The organism is Stenotrophomonas sp. 2619 (genome assembly GCF_040548725.1).
In the GTDB taxonomy this organism is placed as follows: domain Bacteria; phylum Pseudomonadota; class Gammaproteobacteria; order Xanthomonadales; family Xanthomonadaceae; genus Stenotrophomonas; species Stenotrophomonas maltophilia_AP.
Map to the genome: position 1 here is coordinate 1 of NZ_JBEPSF010000006.1, position 19,693 is coordinate 19,693.

Consider the following 19,693-nt stretch of genomic DNA (forward strand, 5'->3'; position numbering starts at 1 on the left):
CCTTTCCGGCGAATGTCCTCCGGCGTCGGCCTGCGGCCGCCCCCTCCCCCTTTACTTCGCCTCCAAGGGTATGGGACCCCAGCGCCCGACCCACCGACCAGCGCCAAACAGGCTTGGCTTCTTCTACCTGCTTACCGCAAGCGGAGCCCCGTAGCGGCCGGTAGGCTCCTGGGCAAAGTAAAGGAGGAGGCCGCCACGCGGCCGGGGGACATTTGCACCAGGGGCCTACCGGGCGCTGCGGGGCCCTCACGCTCGCAACAGACCCGGGCGAATACACAACAAGATCCACATGGCGCCTGGACTGCCCAACCACACGCCTACAGCTGACAAAAAAAACCCCGGCAATGCCGGGGTTTTTTTCATGCCTGTGCGGAAGGATCAGGCCGCCTTTTCCAGCGTGGCCATGTCGATCACGAAGCGGTAGCGCACGTCATTCTTCGCCATGCGCTCCCAAGCTTCGTTGACGGTCTTGATGTCGATCACTTCCACGTCGCTGACGATGTTGTGTTCGGCACAGAAGTCCATCATTTCCTGGGTTTCGGCCATGCCGCCGATCGCCGAGCCGGTGATGTGCTTGCGGCCGAACATCATCGCAGCGCCCATCAGCGGCGGGTCCAGCTCGGTCAGCACGCCGACCAGGCACATGGTGGCGTCGCGCTTGAGCAGGCCCATGTACGGGTTGGTGTCGTGGCTTACCGGGATGGTGTTGAGCAGGAAGTCGAAGCTGCCGGCGTGGGCCTGCATCTGCGCCGGATCGCGCGAGACCAGCACTTCATCGGCGCCCAGGCGCTTGGCATCGGCACCCTTTTCCGGGGTGGTGGTGATCATCACCACGGTGGCGCCCATCGCCTTGGCGAACTTCACGCCCATGTGGCCCAGGCCACCCAGGCCGATGATGCCGACCTTCTGGCCGGGGCCCACCTTCCAGTGGCGCAGCGGCGAGTAGGTGGTGATGCCGGCGCACAGCAGTGGCGCGGCGGCCTTGAGGTCCAGCGTGTCGGAAACCTTCACCACGAAGCGCTGCTCGACCACGATGTGATCCGAGTAACCGCCGAAGGTGGGCTGGCCATCGCGTTCGGTGCTGTTGTAAGTGTAGCTGGCGCCCTTTTCGCAGTACTGCTCCAGCGATTCGTCACAGGCCGCGCAATGGCGGCACGAGTCGACCATGCAGCCGACGCCGGCGAAGTCGCCGACCTTGAAGGCGGTGACACCGGCGCCGACTTCGGTCACGCGGCCGATGATCTCGTGGCCCGGCACCATCGGGAACTTCGAGTTGCCCCAGTCGTCGCGGGCCTGGTGCAGGTCGGAGTGGCAGATGCCGCTGTACAGAATCTGGATGCGGACGTCGCCAGCGGCGACCGGGCGGCGCTCGAAGGAGAACGGCACCAGCGGGGCGGTCTGGTCGTGGACGGCGTAACCATGGGCGAGGGACATGGGAGATCCTTGGCGGGTTTTGTAGAAAGGCGCTTTACAATACGCCCCGTTCCCGTGCACATACAGTCAGGATATCGGCATGATTCATCAAGTAAAACGGGATAATCATGGCCACTGACAACCTGACCCATCTGGCCGCCTTCGCCGCCGTCGCGCGCCACCGCAGCTTCCGCAAGGCCGGTGACGAGCTGGCCCTGTCCACCTCGGCGGTGAGCTATGCGATCCGCGCGCTGGAGGAGCGGCTGGGGGTGGGGCTGTTCCATCGCACCACCCGCAGCGTGGCGCTCACCGAGGCCGGCCAGCGCCTGCTCGAACGGCTGCAGCCCGCCCTGCACCAGGTGCATGACGCCCTGGAGGAAATGAACCACTTCCGTGCCGCGCCGGCCGGGCTGCTGCGCATCAATGCCACCCGCGCCGCCGTGCAGACCCAGCTGGGCCCGCGACTGGCGCGGTTCCTGCAGGCCCATCCGGATGTGCGCATTGAACTGGCGCAGGACGATGGGCTGGTGGATATCGTCGCCAAGGGCTTCGATGCCGGCGTGCGCCTGCACGAGTCGGTGCCTGAAGACATGGTGGCGGTGCCGCTGGGCCCGCCGCTGCGCGGCCTGATCGTGGGCGCGCCGTCCTATGTGCAGCGTCGCGGGATTCCCATGCATCCGCACGACCTGGCGCAGCATGAGTGCGTGCGCTTCCGCTACGCCAGTGGCCATCTGTACAAGTGGCAGTTCGAACGCGACGGCCAGGAACTGGAGGTGGACGTACCCGGGCGGCTGACCCTCGGCGACCAGCACACCATCCTGCAGGCCGTGATCGACGGCCTTGGCCTGGCCTACGTGCTGGAAGACTCCGCGCGCCCGTTCCTGGACGATGGCCGCCTGGTGGCGGTGCTGGAAGACTGGAGCGAACCGTTCCCCGGCTTCGTGCTGTATTACCCGCGGCAACGGCAGATGTCGTCGGCGCTGCGCGCGTTCGTGGACATGGTGCGCGACACCACCGCCTAGCCGCGCAGGCGCACGCATTGAGCCACGCCCGCGCCGCATGCTAGCGTCGCTGCGGGCAGGGGGACTGCCGACAAGGACTGTCGATGAATCGCATTGCCGTGTTGTTGTTGATCCTGGGTACGCTCGGGGGCGTGCTGCACCTCAAGAACCTTTTGTTCAAGCACCGCGCCGGCCAGCAACAGGTGGTGGCGCCGCTTGCTGCTGCGGGCGCCGCCACGCAGGGCCGGGCCGTGGACGTGTACGGGCGCGACGGCTGCGGCTTCACCCGGCGCATGCTGGCCGACCTGCAGGCCGCCAACGTGCCGGTGCGCTACCACGACATCGACGTGCCCGCCGAGCAGGCGGCGTTCCATGCGCGCTTCGAGAATGCTGGCGTGATGCGCGATGGCAGTTATGCACTGCCGGTGGTCGAGGTGTCCGGGCAGTCGATTGCACGCCCTTCTTCGTCCAGCGTGGTCTATCGTTACAACGCGCGCTGAGCGCGCCCTTCTTCAGCTTCATGGATTCCGCATGCACACGCTTTCCGATATCGAACAGGCCACCGGCCAAGCCTTCCCGCCGCTCTACCGGCAGCTGGACGCCGAAGGCCGGCTGGGCTTTGGGGGCCCGCACCCGGACTGGTTCAAGGTCGTGTTTCCAAGCCTGCAGGCCGCACCGCCGGTGCTGCTGTATGCGTACGATTACGAGCCGATCCCGCGCGAGCGCCTGCACGAGGCGTGGTCGGACCTGACCGCGACCGACCACTACAACCCCCTGCGGGCGGACATGCAGCTGCTGCCGTTCGCCGAAACCGGGGCCGGCGATGTGTACTGCTTCTGGACCAACGCACCGGGCTTTGCCGAGCCGCCGGTGCTGCTGGTCTGGCACGACGACGACCGCGCCGACCTGCTGGCCGCGAACTACCAGGACTTCCTGTTCCGCAAGATGGTGGAATCGGTGCTGGACCTGGAGGAGTCGCTGCTGGACGACAGCGCGCTGGCCGACAACCTGCAGCGCTGGCTGGACACGCACCGCGCGTGGCTGCGCGCCGACCAGGTGCAGGCATTGGAAACGTGGTTCGGGCAAACCGACGCCATCGCCGACGGCGCACTGCACGAAGACCAGGCCGATGTGCTGATCCGCGAGGTGATCGGGTTCGAGCGCATCAACGAGCGCATTCCCTACGTGCAGGCATGACCGCGGAAATGCCTGCGCCTGCTGCCACACTCAGCGACACCGACTTCCGCCAGCTGGCCGACCATCTGCTGGCGCTGGACGCCGGACGGGTACCGCCAACGTTGCCCCCGCACCTGCGCGCGCACCCGGTGGCGACCCTGGCGGCCGCCGGGCAACTGGACCAGGCGGTGGTGGCCCTGATGGGCGACGTACCCAACCCATGGCGAGGCCTGCTGCTGCGATAACCGCCCGCGGCGGGCGGTAGAGCCACCCCATGGGTGGCTGCCGCAGCGCGCATATCGAGAAATCAGCCACGCATGGCGTGGCTCTACCGCCGGCGTGGCACAGGTAGAGCCACCCCATGGGTGGCTGCCCGCAGCGCGCATATCGAGAAATCAGCCACGCATGGCGTGGCTCTACCGCCGGCCGGGCACGGGTAGAGCCACCCCATGGGTGGCTACCCGCACGGAATCACCACGCCCGCGCCGGCCCCACGATCAGCGGGCAACCGGGTAATCGGTATACCCCTCTGTCCCACCGCCGTAATACGTGGCCCGATCCGGCACCGCCAATGCCACGTCGTTCTCCAGCCGCGCCACCAGATCCGGGTTGGCAATGAACGGCTGGCCGAACGCGGCCAGGTCGATGATGCCCTCGTCCACCAACCGCAGCGCGCGCTCGCGGGTGAGGCTGCCGGCCAGGATCAGGGTGCCACCGTAGCTCTGCTTGAAGGTGCGCAGGAACGCCTCGCTCAGCACCGACACACCGCGCGCATGGTTGTCGTTGAGGTGCACGTAGGCCAGCCCGCGCTTGCCCAGTTCCTGTGCCAGGTACAGGTAGGCCGCTTCGTTGCCGACGTACTCGGGCATGTCGAACTGCAGGTTGTTCGGCGCCAGCCGCACGCCCACGCGGTGCGACCCGATCCGCGCGGCCATCGCATCGACGGTCTCCAGGATCAGGCGCGCGCGGTTCTGCAGCGTGCCGCCGTACCCGTCGGTGCGGTCATTGGTGACCGGGTTGAGGAACTGCTCGAACAGGTAGCCGTTGGCCGCATGCAGTTCAATGCCGTCGAAACCCGCGGCGATCGCGTTGTCGGCGGCGCGCGCGAAGTCGTCCACGATGCCGGGCAGTTCGTCGGTGCGCAGCGCGCGCGGCGGGGTTGGATCGGCGTGGCCCCGGCTGCCGTCTTCGTGGTACACGAACGAGGTGTTCTTCGGGCTGCTCGCCACCGGGCGGGTGCCCGCGCTGACCGGCTGGCCGCCGTCAGGCTGCAGCGAGGCGTGCGACATGCGTCCCACGTGCCAGAGCTGGGCGAAGATCGCGCCGTGCTCGTCGTGCACGGCCGCGGTGACCTGCTTCCAACCTTCCACCTGCTCGGCCGACCACATCCCCGGCACGTCGATGTAGCCCTGGCCCTGTGCCGACACCGGGGTGCCTTCGCTGATGATCAGCCCGGCGCTGGCGCGTTGCCGGTAGTACTGCGCGGTGAGCGCGTTGGCCACGCTGCCGGGGTTGCGCGCGCGGGTCATCGGCGCCATCGCGATGCGGTTGCGCAGAGGGGTACCGGCGAGGTCGTAAGGCTGGAAGAGCAGGGCGGTCATGAGGGGGAACTCGTGGGGAGGAAGGCGCCAGCGGCGCGACCCCTTCAAGATAGGGTTGACCTGGAGGTGCATAAAGAACTTCAATTTCCCCGCAAGCGGGACATTGTGTCCCCAATGGAGCGCGGCCATGCTGCCAGTGGAATCGTTGAACGGGCTGGTCACCTTCGTCACCACGGCGCGCTCGGGCACCTTCACCGAAGCTGCCGAGACCCTGGGGATCTCGCGCTCGGCGGTCGGCAAGGCGATCGCGCGGCTGGAAGAGCGGTTGGGCGTGCGGCTGTTCCATCGCACCACCCGGCGCATCTCGCTCACCGCCGATGGCCAGGCGTACTTCGCCTCCTGCGCCGCCGCGCTGGAAGAGATCGCCTCGGCCGAGGCCTGCCTGGGGTCGGCATCGCATCTGCCTGCCGGGCGCCTGCGCATCGACATGCCGTCCTCGTTCGGCCGGTTGATGATCCTGCCGGTGCTGCTGCGCATCTGTGCCGACCACCCCGAACTGCAGCTCACCATGACCTTCACCGACCACTTCGTGGACCCGGTCGAAGAAGGCATCGATCTGTTGATCCGCTTTGGTGGGCTGGACCAGGCCCAGCATCTGGTGGCACGGCGGCTGGGCACGCAGCGGCTGATCACCTGCGCATCGCCGGCCTACCTGGACAAGCACGGCACGCCTGGCACCGTTGACGAGCTGCATGCCCACCGCAGCATCGTCGGCTACCGCTACGGCCAGCCGGTGGCGTGGCGGATCGGCGAGGACGATGCGCAGGCGCGCTTCATCCCCAGTGGCACCCACCAGCTCAACGATGGCGATGCGGTGATCGAAGCCGCCCTGGCCGGGCTGGGCATCTGCCAGATGCCGCACTTCCTGGTCAAACAGCACCTGCAGACGGGCGCGCTGCAGCAGGTGCTGGGGCAGTGCATGCAGCATCACGTGGAGATCCACGCGTTGTGGCCGCAGACCCGCCACCTGCGGCCGAAGGTGCGTTATGTGGTGGATGAACTGACGCGGCTGGCCGACGCGGGCGCGTTCGACTGAGCCGGGCGCACGTCCACCTCGGTTGCCAGTGCCACGCAGCGCAGGCCATCATCGGTGCACCCACCATGGACGGGAATGGCAATGCACGGGATGCACGCAGTGATGAGCACGGCGGGGCGCGGGCTGCTGGCGCTGCTGCTGGGGGCCCCGGTTGCGCAGGCCGGTGAGGCTGCAGGTAGCGAGCCCATCTACATTGAATTCCTGTGGGCCAGGACACCGACAGGCGCACTGGCCCGGCAGCAGACGCGGCAGTTCGTCCTTGAAGGTGGACCCGTGCACCAGGTGTGTGTCGCGGCGAATGCGGACGATACCGATGTGCAGGGCCTGACCCTGGCGATCCGCGATGCAGCCGGCACGGAGGTGTCCCGCAGCACCCACGCCGACTATCGCGGCCGCAAGCAGTGTTTTCCCGCGCCGCTGGGCCACGATGGCGCGCCGGGGCAATGGACGGTGGAGACCTGGCTGGGCGATGGACGCCATGCCAGCGCCACCGTGCGGGTGGATCGCCGGCTTGACGATTCCCCGTACATGCGCGACCCCGCCATCGCCTATGTCTACGGCCGCCCCAACTACGATGCGGACATACCGCCAGCGGAATGGATAGGGCGGGTGGAATGGCAGATGGACGTGGACCCGCAGGGCCGCGTCACCCACGTGGACATCATCGCCGCCGAGGGCGTGGGCACGCGCCTGCGCGACCGCGCCATCGCCGCCGGCTACATCAGCCTGTTTCCGCCCGATGCCTCGCGCACGGATTCCCCGCTGCGCGCGCGGCGTGCATTGTCCTTCGCTGCGGAATGACATCTGACAATGGACGCAGCATGATCAACGTGATTCATCGCATCACCGGAACGCTGTTCGGCCTGCTGTGCATGAGCACGGCAAGTGCGTTGCCGCTGCAGGAGCACCTGACCGTATCCCGCGTGGACGGCACGCCTATCGACGTGCAGCTGCACCGGCCCGCAGCGGCGGGGAAGATCCCGTTGCTGGTCTTCATCGACGGTTCGCTGTGCATTCCGTCCGCGCTCAACGACAGCGTGGGCTGGCTGCAGCAACAGGTAGACGGTAGACATCCTTTCGCTTTGGCCGTGGTGGAAAAGCCCGGCCCCGTCGATCCGCCGCGCAACGCCGACGGCGGCATCGACATCGGGCCGGACTTCCGCTGCAGCGATGCCTTCCGCCAGCACTACACCCTCGATCAACGTGTCATCGATCACCTGCGCGCGCTGCAGTACCTGCACCGCCATGCACCGTGGTGGAACGGCGAGCTGTGGATCTGGGGTTTCTCCGATGGCGGCCGGATCGGTGCGCAGCTGGCCGCATACGCGCCGCAGACCAGGGCGGTGGCACTCATCGGGTTCGGCGGCGGGGTGCCGATGGCGGAGTCGATGCAGGACATGGTGTGCGCAGCCAACGGCGCGCCAACGACGTGCCGCCAGGAACTGCGCGCCAGGATGGACGCGATTCGCGCCGAGCCGGTGCCGGGCAAGGACTGGATGGGAGAGGCCAATACATTCGCCGTCTGGGCCAATCGCCTGGACGCGGTGGAGGCCAACATCCTGCGTGATCTGCGTGCCCCGTTGCTGGTGGTGCACGGTGAGCGCGATGGCTCGGTGCCGGTGGCATCGGCGCGGCAGCTGGCCACGGCGATGCAGGGGGCAGGCGTTCCCTTCCGCTACGTGGAGGTGGCCGGCATGCGGCATAGCCTGTGGAGTACGCCTACCGAGGCGCAGGCGCTTGAGCTGCACCGGGGCGTGCTGGACTGGCTGCACGGCACGCCCGCTATCGAGGACGACAGCGAAGAGTAGGGCGTTCTTCCGGCTCAGCCGAACCGCGCCGCCAACTGCGGCACCAGTGCCTCCACGTCGCCATCGACGTCGTCCCACGGCGCATCGATATCCGCTGCGTAGTGGAGGGTCGCCACAAGCGCGGCGTGGTCGGCGGCACTGGGCGCATGTGCACGCATCGCCTCGGCGAGGGCCGCGTGGTCCGGCGCCATGCCCATGCGCTGGAACCAGGCATTGGCGCCCACCACGAGCATGCCTTCACCCTCGGCCGGCGTGGCGTCCAGCGGATGGGTGGCCAGGGAGTCGGGGTCGCGCAGGGCGGCGAGGAAACATGCCTGACCCTGCCCGATCAGCCAGCCGCGAAAGTAGTCGAAGCCGTCGTCGCTGCAGCCGTCGGTGATGATGTACGCCGCGGCCCACAACCGGCTCTTGTACGAGAGTGCATGGTAAAGGTCGAAGTACCCGCACCAGCGCAGGATCGCCTCGGCGTCCTGCGTGGCCAGCCGGCGGGTCAGCACGGCGGGCATCGCGTCGGGCGACGGGGTGTCCTGCCGGGCCTGCTCAATGAGGGTCCAGAATGCGTGGCGGTCCATGCGGGGCGGTTCACGAGGGGGAGCCCCGTTCTAGCCGATGCCCCGCGCCAAGGCAACCGCGCGCTGACGGCAGAGTCCGGTTGTGTATACTATCCCCCAGTATAGTTCTCTGGTCGTTCGCCCGTGCCCCACTCCCCGGAAGAAAAGAAGAAGGTCCTGGCCCGCGTGCGCCGCATCCGCGGCCAGTGCGATGCGCTGGACCGGGCGCTGGAGGGCGGGGCCGACTGCGCGCCGGTGCTGCAGCAGATCGCGGCGATCCGCGGTGCGGTCAACGGGCTGATGTCCGAAGTGATGGAAGCCCACCTGCGTGAAGAATTCGGCCAGCCGGCGCAGTCCGATGCGCAGCGCGCCGAGCGTGTGCGCGACATGAGCGCGCTGATCCGTTCCTACCTGAAATAAGCGCGCGGGCACCCGCGCGCGCACCTGTCTTGTTCCTTGCCTTGGAGAGTTTCCGATGAAATCCCGTGCCGCTGTAGCGTTTGGTCCCGGCCAGCCGTTGAAGATCGTCGAGATCGACGTCGCCCCGCCGAAGAAGGGCGAAGTGCTGGTCAAGATCACCCATACCGGTGTCTGCCATACCGATGCGTTCACCCTGTCCGGCGATGATCCGGAAGGCCTGTTCCCGGCGGTGCTGGGCCATGAAGGCGCCGGCATCGTGGTGGAAGTGGGCGAGGGCGTCACCAGCGTCGCCCCGGGCGACCACGTCATTCCGCTGTATACCGCCGAGTGCGGTGAGTGCCTGTTCTGTACCTCGGGCAAGACCAACCTGTGCGTGGCCGTGCGCGCCACCCAGGGCAAGGGCGTGATGCCCGATGGCACCACCCGCTTCAGCTACAACGGCGAGCCGATCTACCACTACATGGGTTGCTCCACCTTCAGCGAGTACACCGTGGTGGCCGAGGTCTCGCTGGCCAAGATCAACCCCGAGGCGAACCCGGAACACGTGTGCCTGCTGGGCTGCGGCGTCACCACCGGCATCGGCGCGGTGCACAACACCGCCAAGGTGCAGGAAGGCGATTCGGTGGCCGTGTTCGGGCTGGGCGGCATCGGCCTGGCGGTGATCCAGGGCGCGCGCCAGGCCAAGGCCGGTCGCATCTTCGCCATCGACACCAACCCGTCCAAGTTCGACCTGGCCAGGCAGTTCGGTGCCACCGACTGCATCAACCCGAAGGACTTCGACACGCCGATCCAGCAGGTGATCGTGGAGATGACCACCTGGGGCGTGGACCACACCTTCGAGTGCATCGGCAACGTCAACGTGATGCGTGCGGCGCTGGAATGCGCGCACCGTGGCTGGGGCCAGTCGGTGATCATCGGCGTGGCCGGCTCGGGCCAGGAAATCTCGACCCGTCCGTTCCAGCTGGTCACCGGCCGCTCGTGGAAGGGCACCGCGTTCGGCGGCGTGAAGGGCCGCAGCCAGCTGCCGGGCATGGTCGAAGACGCCATGAAGGGCGACATCGAACTGGCGCCGTTCGTCACCCACACCATGGACCTGGAGCAGATCAACGAGGCCTTCGAGCTGATGCACGAAGGCAAGTCGATCCGCTCGGTGGTGCATTACTGAGCCGCACATGGGCCTGACCGACTTCTGGATGCGACGCACCGCGCCCGCGCCAACGGTACGTGACGCGCTGGTCGACCAGATCGAGCAGGCCCTGCGCGATCTGGGCTGGCTGCAGGGGCCGGTGGGCGCACCGCGCCACGTCGATTCGCCGTTCGGCATCGATGAGATGCCGTTCGAGCATTGGCTGGTACAGGTGTTCCTGCCGCGCCTGCAGGAAGCGCGCCGTGACGGGCAATGGCCACCGCAGAGCAAGGTGTCGGTGGCGGCGGTGCGCAACCTGGATGGCCAGGACGAGTGCCAGCCCCTGCTGCACCTGCTGGCGCAGCTGGACCACGACATCAATACCGGCGGCGCGCCTGCGCGCGACCGCCCCTGAAGGAACTTCCATGGAACGCATCGAACATCGCGCCGCCTTCGGCGGTTGGCAGGACGTGTACCAGCACCGCTCGCAGGTGCTGGGCTGTGACATGAAGGTGGCGGTGTACCTGCCGCCGCAGGCGGCTACGCAGAAACTGCCGGTGCTGTACTGGCTGAGCGGGCTGACCTGCACCGAGCAGAACTTCATCACCAAGGCGGGCGCGCAACGCTACGCGGCCGAGCACGGGGTGATCCTGGTGGCGCCGGACACCAGCCCGCGCGGTGACGACGTTGCCGACGCCGACGGTTACGACCTGGGCAAGGGCGCAGGTTTTTACCTCAACGCCACCGAGCAGCCGTGGGCCGCCCACTACCGCATGTACGACTACATCGTGGACGAACTGCCGGCGCTGGTGGAAGCCCACCTGCCGGCAAGCGGTGCGCGCAGCATCAGCGGGCATTCGATGGGCGGCCACGGCGCCTTGGTGATCGCGCTGAAGAACCCCGGCCGCTACCGCAGCGTGTCGGCGTTCTCGCCGATCGTGGCGCCTACCCGCGTGCCGTGGGGCCAGAAGGCGTTCACCGCGTATCTGGGCGAAGACCGTAGTGGCTGGGCGGCCTGGGACGCCAACGAACTGGTGGCCACCGCCGAAGAGAAGCTGCCGTTGCTGGTGGACCAGGGCGGTGGCGACGAATTCCTGGACACCCAGCTGCAGCCGCAATGGCTGCAGGCCGCCTGCACCGCCGCCGGCCACCCGCTGCAGCTGCGCCTGCAGCCCGGCTACGACCACAGCTACTACTTCATCAGCACGTTCATCGGCGACCACATCGCGCACCACGCCAAGGCGCTGCACGCCTGAGCCTGGGGTAGAGCCGACCGTTGGTCGGCTGCGCGCATCAACGCACCGAAGGTAGAGCCACCCCATGGGTGGCTGCAAGCATCAACCCCGGAAGGTAGAGCCACCCCATGGGTGGCTGCACGCATCAACCCCGGAAGGTAGAGCCACCCCATGGGTGGCTGAACGCATCAATCCATCGCCGGTAGAGCCGACCGTTGGTCGGCTGCGCGCGGTGCCAGAACGACGGGTAGCCACCCATGGGGTGGCTCTACCCGCGGCCCCATCAATCCTCGTCTTCTTCCGCCGCCTCGCGACCCTGCTGGCGGATCAGCGCTTCTTCGCGCGCATCGTTGATGGCGTGGCGCACGCTGTCCAGGTCGATGGTGGTTTCGTCGTGCACGAACGTACCGGTGAGCGGGCTGTCCGGCAGCAGGTCGCCGGCTTCGAACAACGCCCACATCTCCTCGCCATACCAGCTGTCCAGCAGCTCGGGCGCGAAACGCCCGAGGTAGGCGGTAAGGTTGTTGACGTCACGCAGCAGCATACTGCGCGCGGCGTTGTTGCCACCAGCGCTCACCACCTGCGGGAAGTCGATCACCACCGGGCCGTCCGGGCCCACCAGCACGTTGTACGGCGACAGATCGCCGTGGATCAGCCCGCAGCACAGCATGCGCACCACCTGGCGGACCAGGGTCTGGTGGAACGCGCGGGCCTGGTCGGCCTCCAGCTCCACTTCGCCCAGGCGCGCGGCGGAGAAGCCGTCGGCATCCGTCACCAGCTCCATCACCAGCACGCCGTGGTAGTAGCCATGCGGCTCGGGCACGCGCACGCCGGCGTCGCGCAGCTGGTACAGCGCGTCCACTTCGGTGTTCTTCCAGGCCGTTTCCTGCTGCTTGCGACCGTACTTGCTGGCCTTGCCCACCGCACGCGCTTCACGGCTGCCGCGCACCTTGCGGCCTTCCTGGTACTGCACGCGCTGCTGGAAGCTCCGTTGGGCCATGTCCTTGTAGACCTTGGCACAGCGCACGTCGTCACCGCTGCGGACCACATACACGGCCGCTTCCTTGCCGCTCTTGAGCGGGCGCAACACTTCATCGATCACGCCGTCGTCGATCAGCGCCTGCAAGCCTTGGGGGGTCTTCACGGAATCTCGGGTATGCGGCCGGCGCCAATGCGCCGGCCTGAAAGGGGGAGGGATTTTCGCATCTTCGGGGCGGGCCGGCCATCGGCGGCTGTTCAAGCGGGCCGGCGCACCCCCGGACGGGCTCAGGGCAGCCGCTGCTCGCCGCGCAGCACCGGGTAGGGATTCAGCGAGGCGCCCTTCCACCATTGCTTTTCCGGGCCCAGGGTATGGATCTCGAAATGCAGGTGCGGGGCCTCCGGGCTGGCATTGCCGGTGCTGCCGACGTAGCCGATGACCTGGCCGCGGGTGACGGTCTGCTTCTCGGCCAGGCCGTCGGCATAGCGCTCAAGGTGGGCGTAGTAGTAGCAGTACCGCCCGCCGGGCTCGAACTGGTACACCGTCAGCCCGCCGCGATCGCTGTTGAACAGCTTCTCGATGGTGCCATCGGCCACCGCCAGCACCGGGGTGCCGGCTGGTGCCAGGATGTCGATGGCATCGTGCACGCGGCCTTCGCTGCGGGCGTCGGTGAAGGTGTCCTGCAACTGGGCGGCGGTGATGCCCTGCACCGGCAGCAACAGCGCGCTGCCGTCTGCCGGGGTGGACACCGGCGGGGCAGGTGATGGGGCCGACGGCGCTGCCGGGGCCGCACTGCTGGCCATGGCGGCCGGCGCGGCCCGGCTGGGGGCCGCCAACGTGGCCGGGTCGGCCGGGGCGGGCACCGGCATCGCGGGCGTGGCATCGGCACCCGCCTGCGGGCCATTCACCACCGGGCCCAGCCACCACCAGCCGGCGATCCCGACCACCAGTCCCAGTGCCAGCAGCTTGGTCAGTTTCATCCGGTCACTCCTGCATCACCACCGGCACCGATGCGTCCACCGCGTCGGCCACCTGCAGCGCGTCCCAGTTGGTCATGCGCACGCAGCCGTGCGATTCGGTCTTGCCCACGTGGCCCGGCTCGGGCGTGCCGTGCAGGCCGTAGTGCGGCTTGGAGATGTCGATCCAGACCCGGCCCACCGGGTTGTTCGGGCCCGGCGGCAGCAGCGCCTTGCTTTCCTTCTTGCTGGCATCCCAGAACAGCTTGGGGTTGTAGTGGAAGGTCGGGTCGCGCGAGATGCCCAGGATCTTCCACTTACCGATCGGCAGCGGGTCGTGCTTGCTGCCAGACGACACCGGGAACTGTGCGTAGACCTTGCCCTGCGCGTCGTACAGACGCAGCGTGGAATCGGATTTGTCGATCACCAGTTTGGCGGCCTTGGGCAACGTGCCCGGTGCGATGTTGGGCACCTGGATCTCGCTGCCGGCCTTGGCCAGGTCCACGCCGGGGTTGAGCGCGCGCAGCAGCGCCGGGTCGGCATGGAAGCGCTCGCCCAGCGCCTCCTCCACCGATGCGTAGCCAAGCGCCTTCAGTTTGGCCTGCTCGGCCGGCTTCTTCGGAATCGGCGCGAACGGGCCGGCCACGTCCTCGGCGGTGAGCGTGTAGCGCGCCAGCACCGGGGTGGCGTCCGGCTGCAGCGCCTGCCAGGTGGCGTCATCAAGCTCGCCGGTCACCTTGAGGCCGCGAGCGGCCTGGAAGCCGGCCACCGCGCGCTTCTGGTTGGAGCCGGTCAAGCCGTCGATCTGGCCGGGCGAGAAATGCGCGCGATCCAGCAGTACCTGCGCGTGCAGGTCCGAACGCGGACCGGTGGCAGGGGTGCTGCTTTCGGCAATCGGTGCCGGCAGGGCAGCCGGTTGCTGGGCAAATGCGGGCGCAGCGCTGGCAAGGGCCAGCACCAGCAGCGAAACGGTGGCAGTGGGGCGCAACGGCATTGACTACTCCAGGGCGGGCTCACCTGCACCATGCCGCAGCGGTGTGCACGGCTGTCGTGAAAACGCTGACGCGCAGCTGAGCGCAGCGTCGCGCCGCAGCGGGCGCGTGCAGGCGCTGTGAAAGACGCGCGCGGCTGCACCGGGTGCACGGCAAAGGCAGTATCGTGGGTCCACATCGCATCCGGGCGGGGATGGCATGGCAGCTGTGTTGGCGGCGTTGTACATCGTGTGCCACGGACTGGCCCTGGTGCTGTTGCCGGGCCATGCGCAGGCGGTGTCGTTTTCGTTCCTGATCGGTGCGCCGGTATTGGCGGCCCTGGCCTGCGCGTGGCGGATGCTGCACAGCGAAGCGCGGGTGGGCTGGCTGGCCTTGAGCGCCGGCATGCTGCTGTGGGCCGGTGGCATGGCGCTCAACATGTACCAGGACATCGGCCTGGGCACGCCTGACGCCACCCCCGGGGTGAGCATGCTGTTGTACGTGCTGTACGGGGTGCCGTTGACGTTTGCGATGGCCCATCCGCGCCATGAACCGTGGTTCCTGGTGGTGATCGATGGCGCGCTGGCGCTGCTGCTGGGCTACCTGTTCTTCGTGCACACCTTCTCGTTCGCCACGATGAGCGATGCCCCCGAGCAGGGCGTCAACAGCCTGCGCCTGATGTTCGACATCGAAAATCTGTTCATCGCCGCCTTCGCACTGGTGCGCTATCTGGCCAGCGAGGATGCATCGCGGCGCATCTTCTTCCGCGCTCTCGCCGCCTTCGCGTGGGTGTACATGGGCGTGGCGGCCTACATCAACCACGTCGCCACCGAGGCCAACTACGGGGGGCTGGTCGATCTGGTCATCGACCTCCCGTTCCTGCTGCTGGCGTGCCTGGCGCTGCGCCGTGGCGACGCGGTGGCCATGGAGACGCCGCGCCGCCTGGCCCTGGCCGTGCGTGCCGGCAGCCCGCTGATCCTGCCGGCGGCACTGCTGGTGGTGTCGGCCTTGATGGTGAGGTCACACCCGCACCTGGCGGTGGTCGGCTTCGCGTTGGCCACGCTGGGCTCGGGCCTGCGCGGGGTGGTGATGCAGGTGCGGGCGATGGAACGCCAGGACCAACTGGACGTGCTGGCGCGGGTGGATGCACTCACCGGTGTGGCCAACCGCCGTCAGTTCGACCAGGTGCTGCAGACCGAGTGGAGCCGTGCGCGACGCAGCGGCCAGGGCATGGCGCTGCTGATGGTGGACATCGACCATTTCAAGGAATTCAACGACCGCTTCGGCCACCCGCTGGGCGACGCCTGCCTGCGTGCCGTGGCCACCGCACTGTCGGGATGCGCTACGCGAGGCAGCGACGTGGTGGCCCGCTATGGCGGCGAGGAGTTTGCGGTGGTGGTGTCAGGCACAACCCGCGACGGCGCGCTGGCCCTGGCCGAGACCATGCGCGTGGCGGTGGAGCGGTTGCGGCTGGCCACCACCGATCCGATCGGCAGCGTGGGTGTCACCATCAGCATCGGGGTGGCGCACGTGGCGCTGATCGCGTCGGCCGACCCCGGCGCGTTGCTGGCCGCGACCGATGCCGCGTTGTACGAGGCCAAGCGCGCCGGCCGCAACCGCGTGGTGGAAGGTCGGCTGCCCGAGGCGCTTTGACCGCGTTGGAGGCACATCCCGTTCCCGTCAGCCGCGCACCCATGCCGCTGGATCGAGCAGGCGCAGGCCCACCGGTGACAGCGTGGTCAGGCGCAGGCCGAGGTCGGCCTGGCGTGCGGCCTGGGCACACTGCGCCAGCTGGTCGCGCAGCGCCACCGTGGCATCGCCGTCGTGGTGTGCACGCGGGCGCGGATGGCGCCATTGCGACAGCCGACGCACGCAGGCCAGCAGGTCCAGTTCGGTGGCGCCAATGAACGGTGAGCCGGGTTGCAGCAGCTCGATCGGCGCGTGGCCGGTGCGCAGCAGCGGCACCAACATAGTGAACGCGGCGATACCGTCGGCATCCAGCCCCAGGCCGCCCAGCAGCGCAACGGCATCGTCGCGGGTCGCGGGGTTGGCCACGCGGCGCAGCGCGCACAGCAGGCGCTGCTCGACGGCATTGCAGCGTCGGCCGATCGACTGGTAGCTGACCCGGGTGGGGGAGCTGGGAGTGCGGTGGGGCATGGGCGACCTGCGAAGGTGTCAGGGAACGGCGTCGCGGACCTCGACCAGCACCGGGCACGGGGCGTGGTCGATGGTCCATTGGCCGACGGAACGCTCGAACAGCCGCTCCATCCGGGAAAGATGCCGGTGGCCGATGACAATCAGGTCGCAGTCGTGCTGGCGGGCGTAATCGCACAGGACCTGGGCCGGTTCCCCGGCCGGGTGGCTGGCCACCCCATCGATGCCGCGCTCGCGCAGCTGGTCCAGCGCGGTGGTCAGCAGCTGCACGGCCTGGTGGCGCTGGTCGTCGGCGGCCACATACTCGGTGCGGTCGGCACGCGGCGCATCGTCGGCCAGCGCAAAGGCCGGGTCCAGCACGCACAGCAGGTGCAGGCGGGTGTGCGGGGTGGCCAGTGACGCGGCCAGTGCCAGCACCTGGGCGTGCTGGGGGCCGCCGTCGATGGCGACCAGAACGGTGGTGAACATGCGGCATCTCGCAGGGGGGACGGGGATGGTCGCGCAAAGCACCCCGCACACCCATGCCCTGCGCCGCAGGCATGGATTGCGTCAAGCGCACGAATCATGGAATTGGCATGCCGTAAAGTGACTGCCATCCTCCCTGTGTGCCGCCGCCATGCCCGACCTGAACCTGCTGCTTGCCCTGGACGTGCTGATCGAGGAGGGCAGCGTGGTCGGTGCCGCGCGGCGGATGAACCTGAGCGCGCCGGCGATGAGCCGCACCCTGGGCCGCATCCGCGAGGCGGTGGGCGACCCGGTGCTGGTGCGCTCGGGCCGGGGGCTGGCGCCTACCCCACGCGCGCTGCAGCTGCGCGAGCAGGTGCGCGAAGTGATCGAACAGGCGCACCTGGTGTTCAACGCCGGCCGCGAGGTCGACATGCTGACCCTGGAGCGCACCTTCAGCATCCGCGCCAACGATGTGTTCGTGGGCACCTACGGCGGCCGCATGCGGGAGCTGTTCCAGGCCCAGGCACCGCGCGCGGTACTGCGCTTCGTGCCCGAAGGGGACGGCGATGACGATGCCATGCAGCAGGGCCGCATCGACCTGCACATCAGCACTGCCGGCAAGCACGGCGCCGACACCAAGGTGCAGAACCTGTTCAGCACCTCGTTCTTCGGGGCCGCGCGCGAGGACCACCCGCTGTTTGCCGACGAGATCACCGTGCAGCGCTTCGTTGCCTACGACCACATCGCGGTGTCGCGGCGCGGACGCCCCCATGGCCCGATTGACGATTACCTGACCACGCAGGGCCTGCAGCGTCGAGTGGCGCAGATCATGCCCACCTTCCATTCGGCGATCTTCGCCGCGGCCGATTCGGACCTGATCCTGCCGCAGATGCCGAGCGTGATGCTGGGGCGCCTGGAACGGCTGGGCGTGCCGCTGCGGCTGTTCGAACTGCCGATTCCGGTCAGCACGGCCGTTGTGGTGCAGGCATGGCACCCGCGCCTGGACAGCGATCTGGCGCATCGTTGGCTGCGCCGCAGCATCAAGGCCCTGTGCGACGCACAGTCAGGCCTGGCCTGAGTCCGGGCACGCGCGCATGGCGCGCCGGGTGACGATCGAGGCGTGCGCCTGATGCATTCGTGGATTGGCCGGCGCAGCATTTTTCGCAGCATGCGCGCTGCCTAGACTGCCGCTCCCCGTCGTGGAGTGGTTGCCATGTTCCTGCTGTATGCCGTGCACCGGGCCCTTGTGGGCGGTGCGCGATGACTGCGCTGAGCGCACCCGTGACGGCCACCGCCGCACCCGCCGCACCGACGTCGCCCCCGCAGGCTGTGCTGAGCCCGCGCCTGGCAGTGGGCTTGTGCGGGGTACTGCTGGCGGTGCTGATCTCGGGCATCAACGAAAACGTCACCAAGGTCGCGCTGGCCGACATCCGCGGCGCGATGGGTTTCAGCGTCGACCAGGGCAGCTGGATCGTGGCGGTGTACACGGCGATGTCGGTCAGTGCGATGGCGTTCGCGCCGTGGTGTGCGGTGACGTTCTCGCTGCGTCGCTTCGCGATGTGCATGATCGGCGCCTTCATGTTGCTGGGCGTGCTGTGCCCGCTGGCACCGGACCTGCCTTCCCTTCTGATCCTGCGCGCGCTGCAGGGCCTGGCCGGCGGCGCGTTGCCGCCGCTGCTGATGAGCGTGGCGCTGCGCTTCCTGCCACCGGGCATCAAGTTGTACGGGCTGGCCGGCTACGCACTCACCGCCACGTTCGGACCCAGCCTGGGTACGCCGATGGCGGCGCTGTGGGTGGAGTACGTGGGCTGGCACTGGGCGTTCTGGCAGATCGTGCCGTGGTGCATCGCGGCCATCGCCATGGTTGGCTGGGGCCTGCCGCAGGATCCGCTGCGGTTGGAGCGGTTTGCACAGTTCAACGGGTTGGGCCTGGCGTTGGGCCTGCCGGCGCTGGTGATGCTGGTGCTGGGCCTGGTGCAGGGGCCGCGGCTGGACTGGTTCGCCTCGCCGCTGATCTGCACGCTGCTGGGCGGCGGCAGCGGCCTGCTGGTGCTGTTCCTCTACAACGAATGGTCGCACCCGCTGCCGTTCTTCAAGCTGCAGCTGCTGGCCAACCGCAACCTCACTTACGCGCTGATCACCCTGGGCGGGGTGCTGTTCGTGCTGCTGGCGGTGATCCTGATTCCCTCCAGCTTCCTGGCCCAGGTGCAGGGCTACCGGCCGCTGCAGACCGCGCCGCTGATGCTGTGGGTGGCCCTTCCGCAGCTGCTGGCACTGCCGTTGGTCGCCACGCTGCTCAACCAGCGCCGGGTGGACTGCCGCTGGGTGCAGGCCACCGGGCTGGCGCTGCTGGCGCTGGCCTGTTGGCTGGGCAGCCACCTGGGCACCGACTGGAACCGCGACAACTTCGTGCTGCTGCAACTGGTGCAGATCTTCGCCCAGCCGATGGCGGTGCTGCCGCTGTTGCTACTGGCCACCGGCAGCCTGGCGCCGGCCGATGGTCCGTTCGCCTCGGCCTGGTTCAACACGGTCAAGGGCTTCGCCGCCGTGCTGGCCGGGGGCGTGCTTGAGGCGGTGACCACCGCGCGCAACCACCTGCATTCCACCGCGCTGGTGGACCGCCTGGGCAACGCGCCGTGGCTGGACGCCGCCGCGTCGCCGTCGCTGGGCGCGCGCCTGCATGCGCAGGTGGTCGCGCTGACCTCTGCCGATCTCTACCTGCTGGTTGCCGTGGTCGCTGTCGCGTTGATCGCGCTGATTCCATGGCTGCCCACCCGCATCTTCCCGCCACGCGCCGTGGCTTGAACTCCAGGACCTTC

At 68.3% G+C, this 19,693-nt stretch carries 22 protein-coding genes; 14 read left to right on the plus strand and 8 right to left on the minus strand.

All coding sequences use genetic code 11. From position 1 onward, the window contains the following. Positions 1-378: 378 nt before the first annotated feature. Positions 379-1,434 carry an NAD(P)-dependent alcohol dehydrogenase gene (locus tag ABIA71_RS07515; RefSeq protein WP_354284413.1) on the minus strand — a complete coding sequence of 352 codons (1,056 nt, stop codon included), beginning with the start codon at positions 1,432-1,434 and terminating at the stop codon, positions 379-381. A 107-nt stretch (positions 1,435-1,541) separates the two neighbouring features. On the opposite strand from ABIA71_RS07515, the gene ABIA71_RS07520 reads away from it, so the two are divergent. From ABIA71_RS07520 to ABIA71_RS07535, 4 genes are all read left to right on the plus strand, one after another. Next, positions 1,542-2,435 (plus strand): LysR family transcriptional regulator, encoded by an 894-nt coding sequence (locus tag ABIA71_RS07520; protein WP_354284415.1) that lies wholly within the window; start codon positions 1,542-1,544, stop codon positions 2,433-2,435. Between the two features lie 83 nt (positions 2,436-2,518). After that, a complete protein-coding gene (locus tag ABIA71_RS07525; protein ID WP_354284417.1) occupies positions 2,519-2,914 on the plus strand; it encodes a glutaredoxin family protein in 396 nt (131 codons plus the stop codon). 31 nt (positions 2,915-2,945) lie between these two features. Next, on the plus strand, positions 2,946-3,611 hold the full coding sequence (locus ABIA71_RS07530) for an SMI1/KNR4 family protein (RefSeq protein WP_354284419.1): 666 nt from the start codon (positions 2,946-2,948) through the stop codon (positions 3,609-3,611). A gap of 8 nt (positions 3,612-3,619) precedes the next feature. Beyond that, positions 3,620-3,835, plus strand: coding sequence for a hypothetical protein (locus tag ABIA71_RS07535; protein WP_354284421.1), 216 nt, complete (start codon positions 3,620-3,622; stop codon positions 3,833-3,835). Between the two features lie 252 nt (positions 3,836-4,087). Here the strand turns inward: ABIA71_RS07535 and ABIA71_RS07540 are convergent, their stop codons facing one another. Then, positions 4,088-5,191 (minus strand): alkene reductase, encoded by a 1,104-nt coding sequence (locus ABIA71_RS07540; protein WP_354284423.1) that lies wholly within the window; start codon positions 5,189-5,191, stop codon positions 4,088-4,090. Positions 5,192-5,318: 127 nt separating this feature from the next. Between ABIA71_RS07540 and ABIA71_RS07545 the strand changes: the two genes are divergently transcribed. From ABIA71_RS07545 to ABIA71_RS07555, 3 genes are all read left to right on the plus strand, one after another. Then, a complete protein-coding gene (locus tag ABIA71_RS07545) occupies positions 5,319-6,227 on the plus strand; it encodes a LysR family transcriptional regulator (protein ID WP_354284425.1) in 909 nt (302 codons plus the stop codon). 81 nt (positions 6,228-6,308) lie between these two features. Then, entirely contained in the window at positions 6,309-7,028 is a 720-nt protein-coding gene (locus ABIA71_RS07550) for a hypothetical protein (RefSeq protein ID WP_354284427.1), read from the plus strand. 20 nt (positions 7,029-7,048) lie between these two features. Beyond that, positions 7,049-8,035, plus strand: coding sequence for an alpha/beta hydrolase family protein (locus tag ABIA71_RS07555; protein WP_354284429.1), 987 nt, complete (start codon positions 7,049-7,051; stop codon positions 8,033-8,035). Positions 8,036-8,049: 14 nt separating this feature from the next. Here ABIA71_RS07555 and ABIA71_RS07560 read toward each other — a convergent pair whose 3' ends face one another. After that, positions 8,050-8,607, minus strand: a complete 558-nt coding sequence (locus ABIA71_RS07560; protein WP_354284431.1) for a DUF4240 domain-containing protein — start codon at positions 8,605-8,607, stop codon at positions 8,050-8,052. Between the two features lie 123 nt (positions 8,608-8,730). Between ABIA71_RS07560 and frmR the strand changes: the two genes are divergently transcribed. Genes frmR through fghA form a run of 4 tightly spaced genes read left to right on the plus strand, consistent with a single transcriptional unit; the run spans position 8,731 to position 11,388 of the window. Next, positions 8,731-9,006 (plus strand): formaldehyde-responsive transcriptional repressor FrmR, encoded by a 276-nt coding sequence (gene frmR, locus ABIA71_RS07565; RefSeq protein WP_128096888.1) that lies wholly within the window; start codon positions 8,731-8,733, stop codon positions 9,004-9,006. A 55-nt stretch (positions 9,007-9,061) separates the two neighbouring features. After that, positions 9,062-10,171: an S-(hydroxymethyl)glutathione dehydrogenase/class III alcohol dehydrogenase gene (locus tag ABIA71_RS07570; protein ID WP_354284433.1), complete on the plus strand. Its 1,110-nt coding sequence runs from the start codon at positions 9,062-9,064 to the stop codon at positions 10,169-10,171. 7 nt (positions 10,172-10,178) lie between these two features. Next, a complete protein-coding gene (locus ABIA71_RS07575; protein WP_354284435.1) occupies positions 10,179-10,547 on the plus strand; it encodes a YqcC family protein in 369 nt (122 codons plus the stop codon). 10 nt (positions 10,548-10,557) lie between these two features. Further along, positions 10,558-11,388: an S-formylglutathione hydrolase gene (gene fghA, locus ABIA71_RS07580; protein WP_354284437.1), complete on the plus strand. Its 831-nt coding sequence runs from the start codon at positions 10,558-10,560 to the stop codon at positions 11,386-11,388. Positions 11,389-11,650: 262 nt separating this feature from the next. Here fghA and ABIA71_RS07585 read toward each other — a convergent pair whose 3' ends face one another. The 3 genes from ABIA71_RS07585 to ABIA71_RS07595 form a co-directional block, all read right to left on the minus strand. Next, positions 11,651-12,511 carry a PA4780 family RIO1-like protein kinase gene (locus ABIA71_RS07585; RefSeq protein WP_128096891.1) on the minus strand — a complete coding sequence of 287 codons (861 nt, stop codon included), beginning with the start codon at positions 12,509-12,511 and terminating at the stop codon, positions 11,651-11,653. Between the two features lie 122 nt (positions 12,512-12,633). Further along, a complete protein-coding gene (locus tag ABIA71_RS07590; RefSeq protein ID WP_354284439.1) occupies positions 12,634-13,326 on the minus strand; it encodes a M23 family metallopeptidase in 693 nt (230 codons plus the stop codon). Positions 13,327-13,330: 4 nt separating this feature from the next. Then, positions 13,331-14,296, minus strand: coding sequence for a L,D-transpeptidase family protein (locus tag ABIA71_RS07595; RefSeq protein WP_354284441.1), 966 nt, complete (start codon positions 14,294-14,296; stop codon positions 13,331-13,333). Between the two features lie 196 nt (positions 14,297-14,492). On the opposite strand from ABIA71_RS07595, the gene ABIA71_RS07600 reads away from it, so the two are divergent. Continuing rightward, the gene (locus ABIA71_RS07600; RefSeq protein WP_354284443.1) at positions 14,493-15,926 is read left to right on the plus strand and encodes a GGDEF domain-containing protein; all 1,434 of its coding nucleotides are present in this window, start codon (positions 14,493-14,495) and stop codon (positions 15,924-15,926) included. 27 nt (positions 15,927-15,953) lie between these two features. On the opposite strand, the gene ABIA71_RS07605 is transcribed toward ABIA71_RS07600, so the two are convergent. After that, positions 15,954-16,430 carry a hypothetical protein gene (locus tag ABIA71_RS07605; RefSeq protein ID WP_354284445.1) on the minus strand — a complete coding sequence of 159 codons (477 nt, stop codon included), beginning with the start codon at positions 16,428-16,430 and terminating at the stop codon, positions 15,954-15,956. An 18-nt stretch (positions 16,431-16,448) separates the two neighbouring features. Beyond that, positions 16,449-16,895 (minus strand): universal stress protein, encoded by a 447-nt coding sequence (locus tag ABIA71_RS07610; RefSeq protein WP_128096044.1) that lies wholly within the window; start codon positions 16,893-16,895, stop codon positions 16,449-16,451. A gap of 148 nt (positions 16,896-17,043) precedes the next feature. Here ABIA71_RS07610 and ABIA71_RS07615 point away from each other — a divergent pair, with 148 nt between their 5' ends. After that, positions 17,044-17,952 (plus strand): LysR family transcriptional regulator, encoded by a 909-nt coding sequence (locus ABIA71_RS07615; RefSeq protein ID WP_354284447.1) that lies wholly within the window; start codon positions 17,044-17,046, stop codon positions 17,950-17,952. 182 nt (positions 17,953-18,134) lie between these two features. Further along, on the plus strand, positions 18,135-19,679 hold the full coding sequence (locus ABIA71_RS07620; RefSeq protein WP_354284449.1) for an MFS transporter: 1,545 nt from the start codon (positions 18,135-18,137) through the stop codon (positions 19,677-19,679). Positions 19,680-19,693 lie beyond the last annotated feature (14 nt).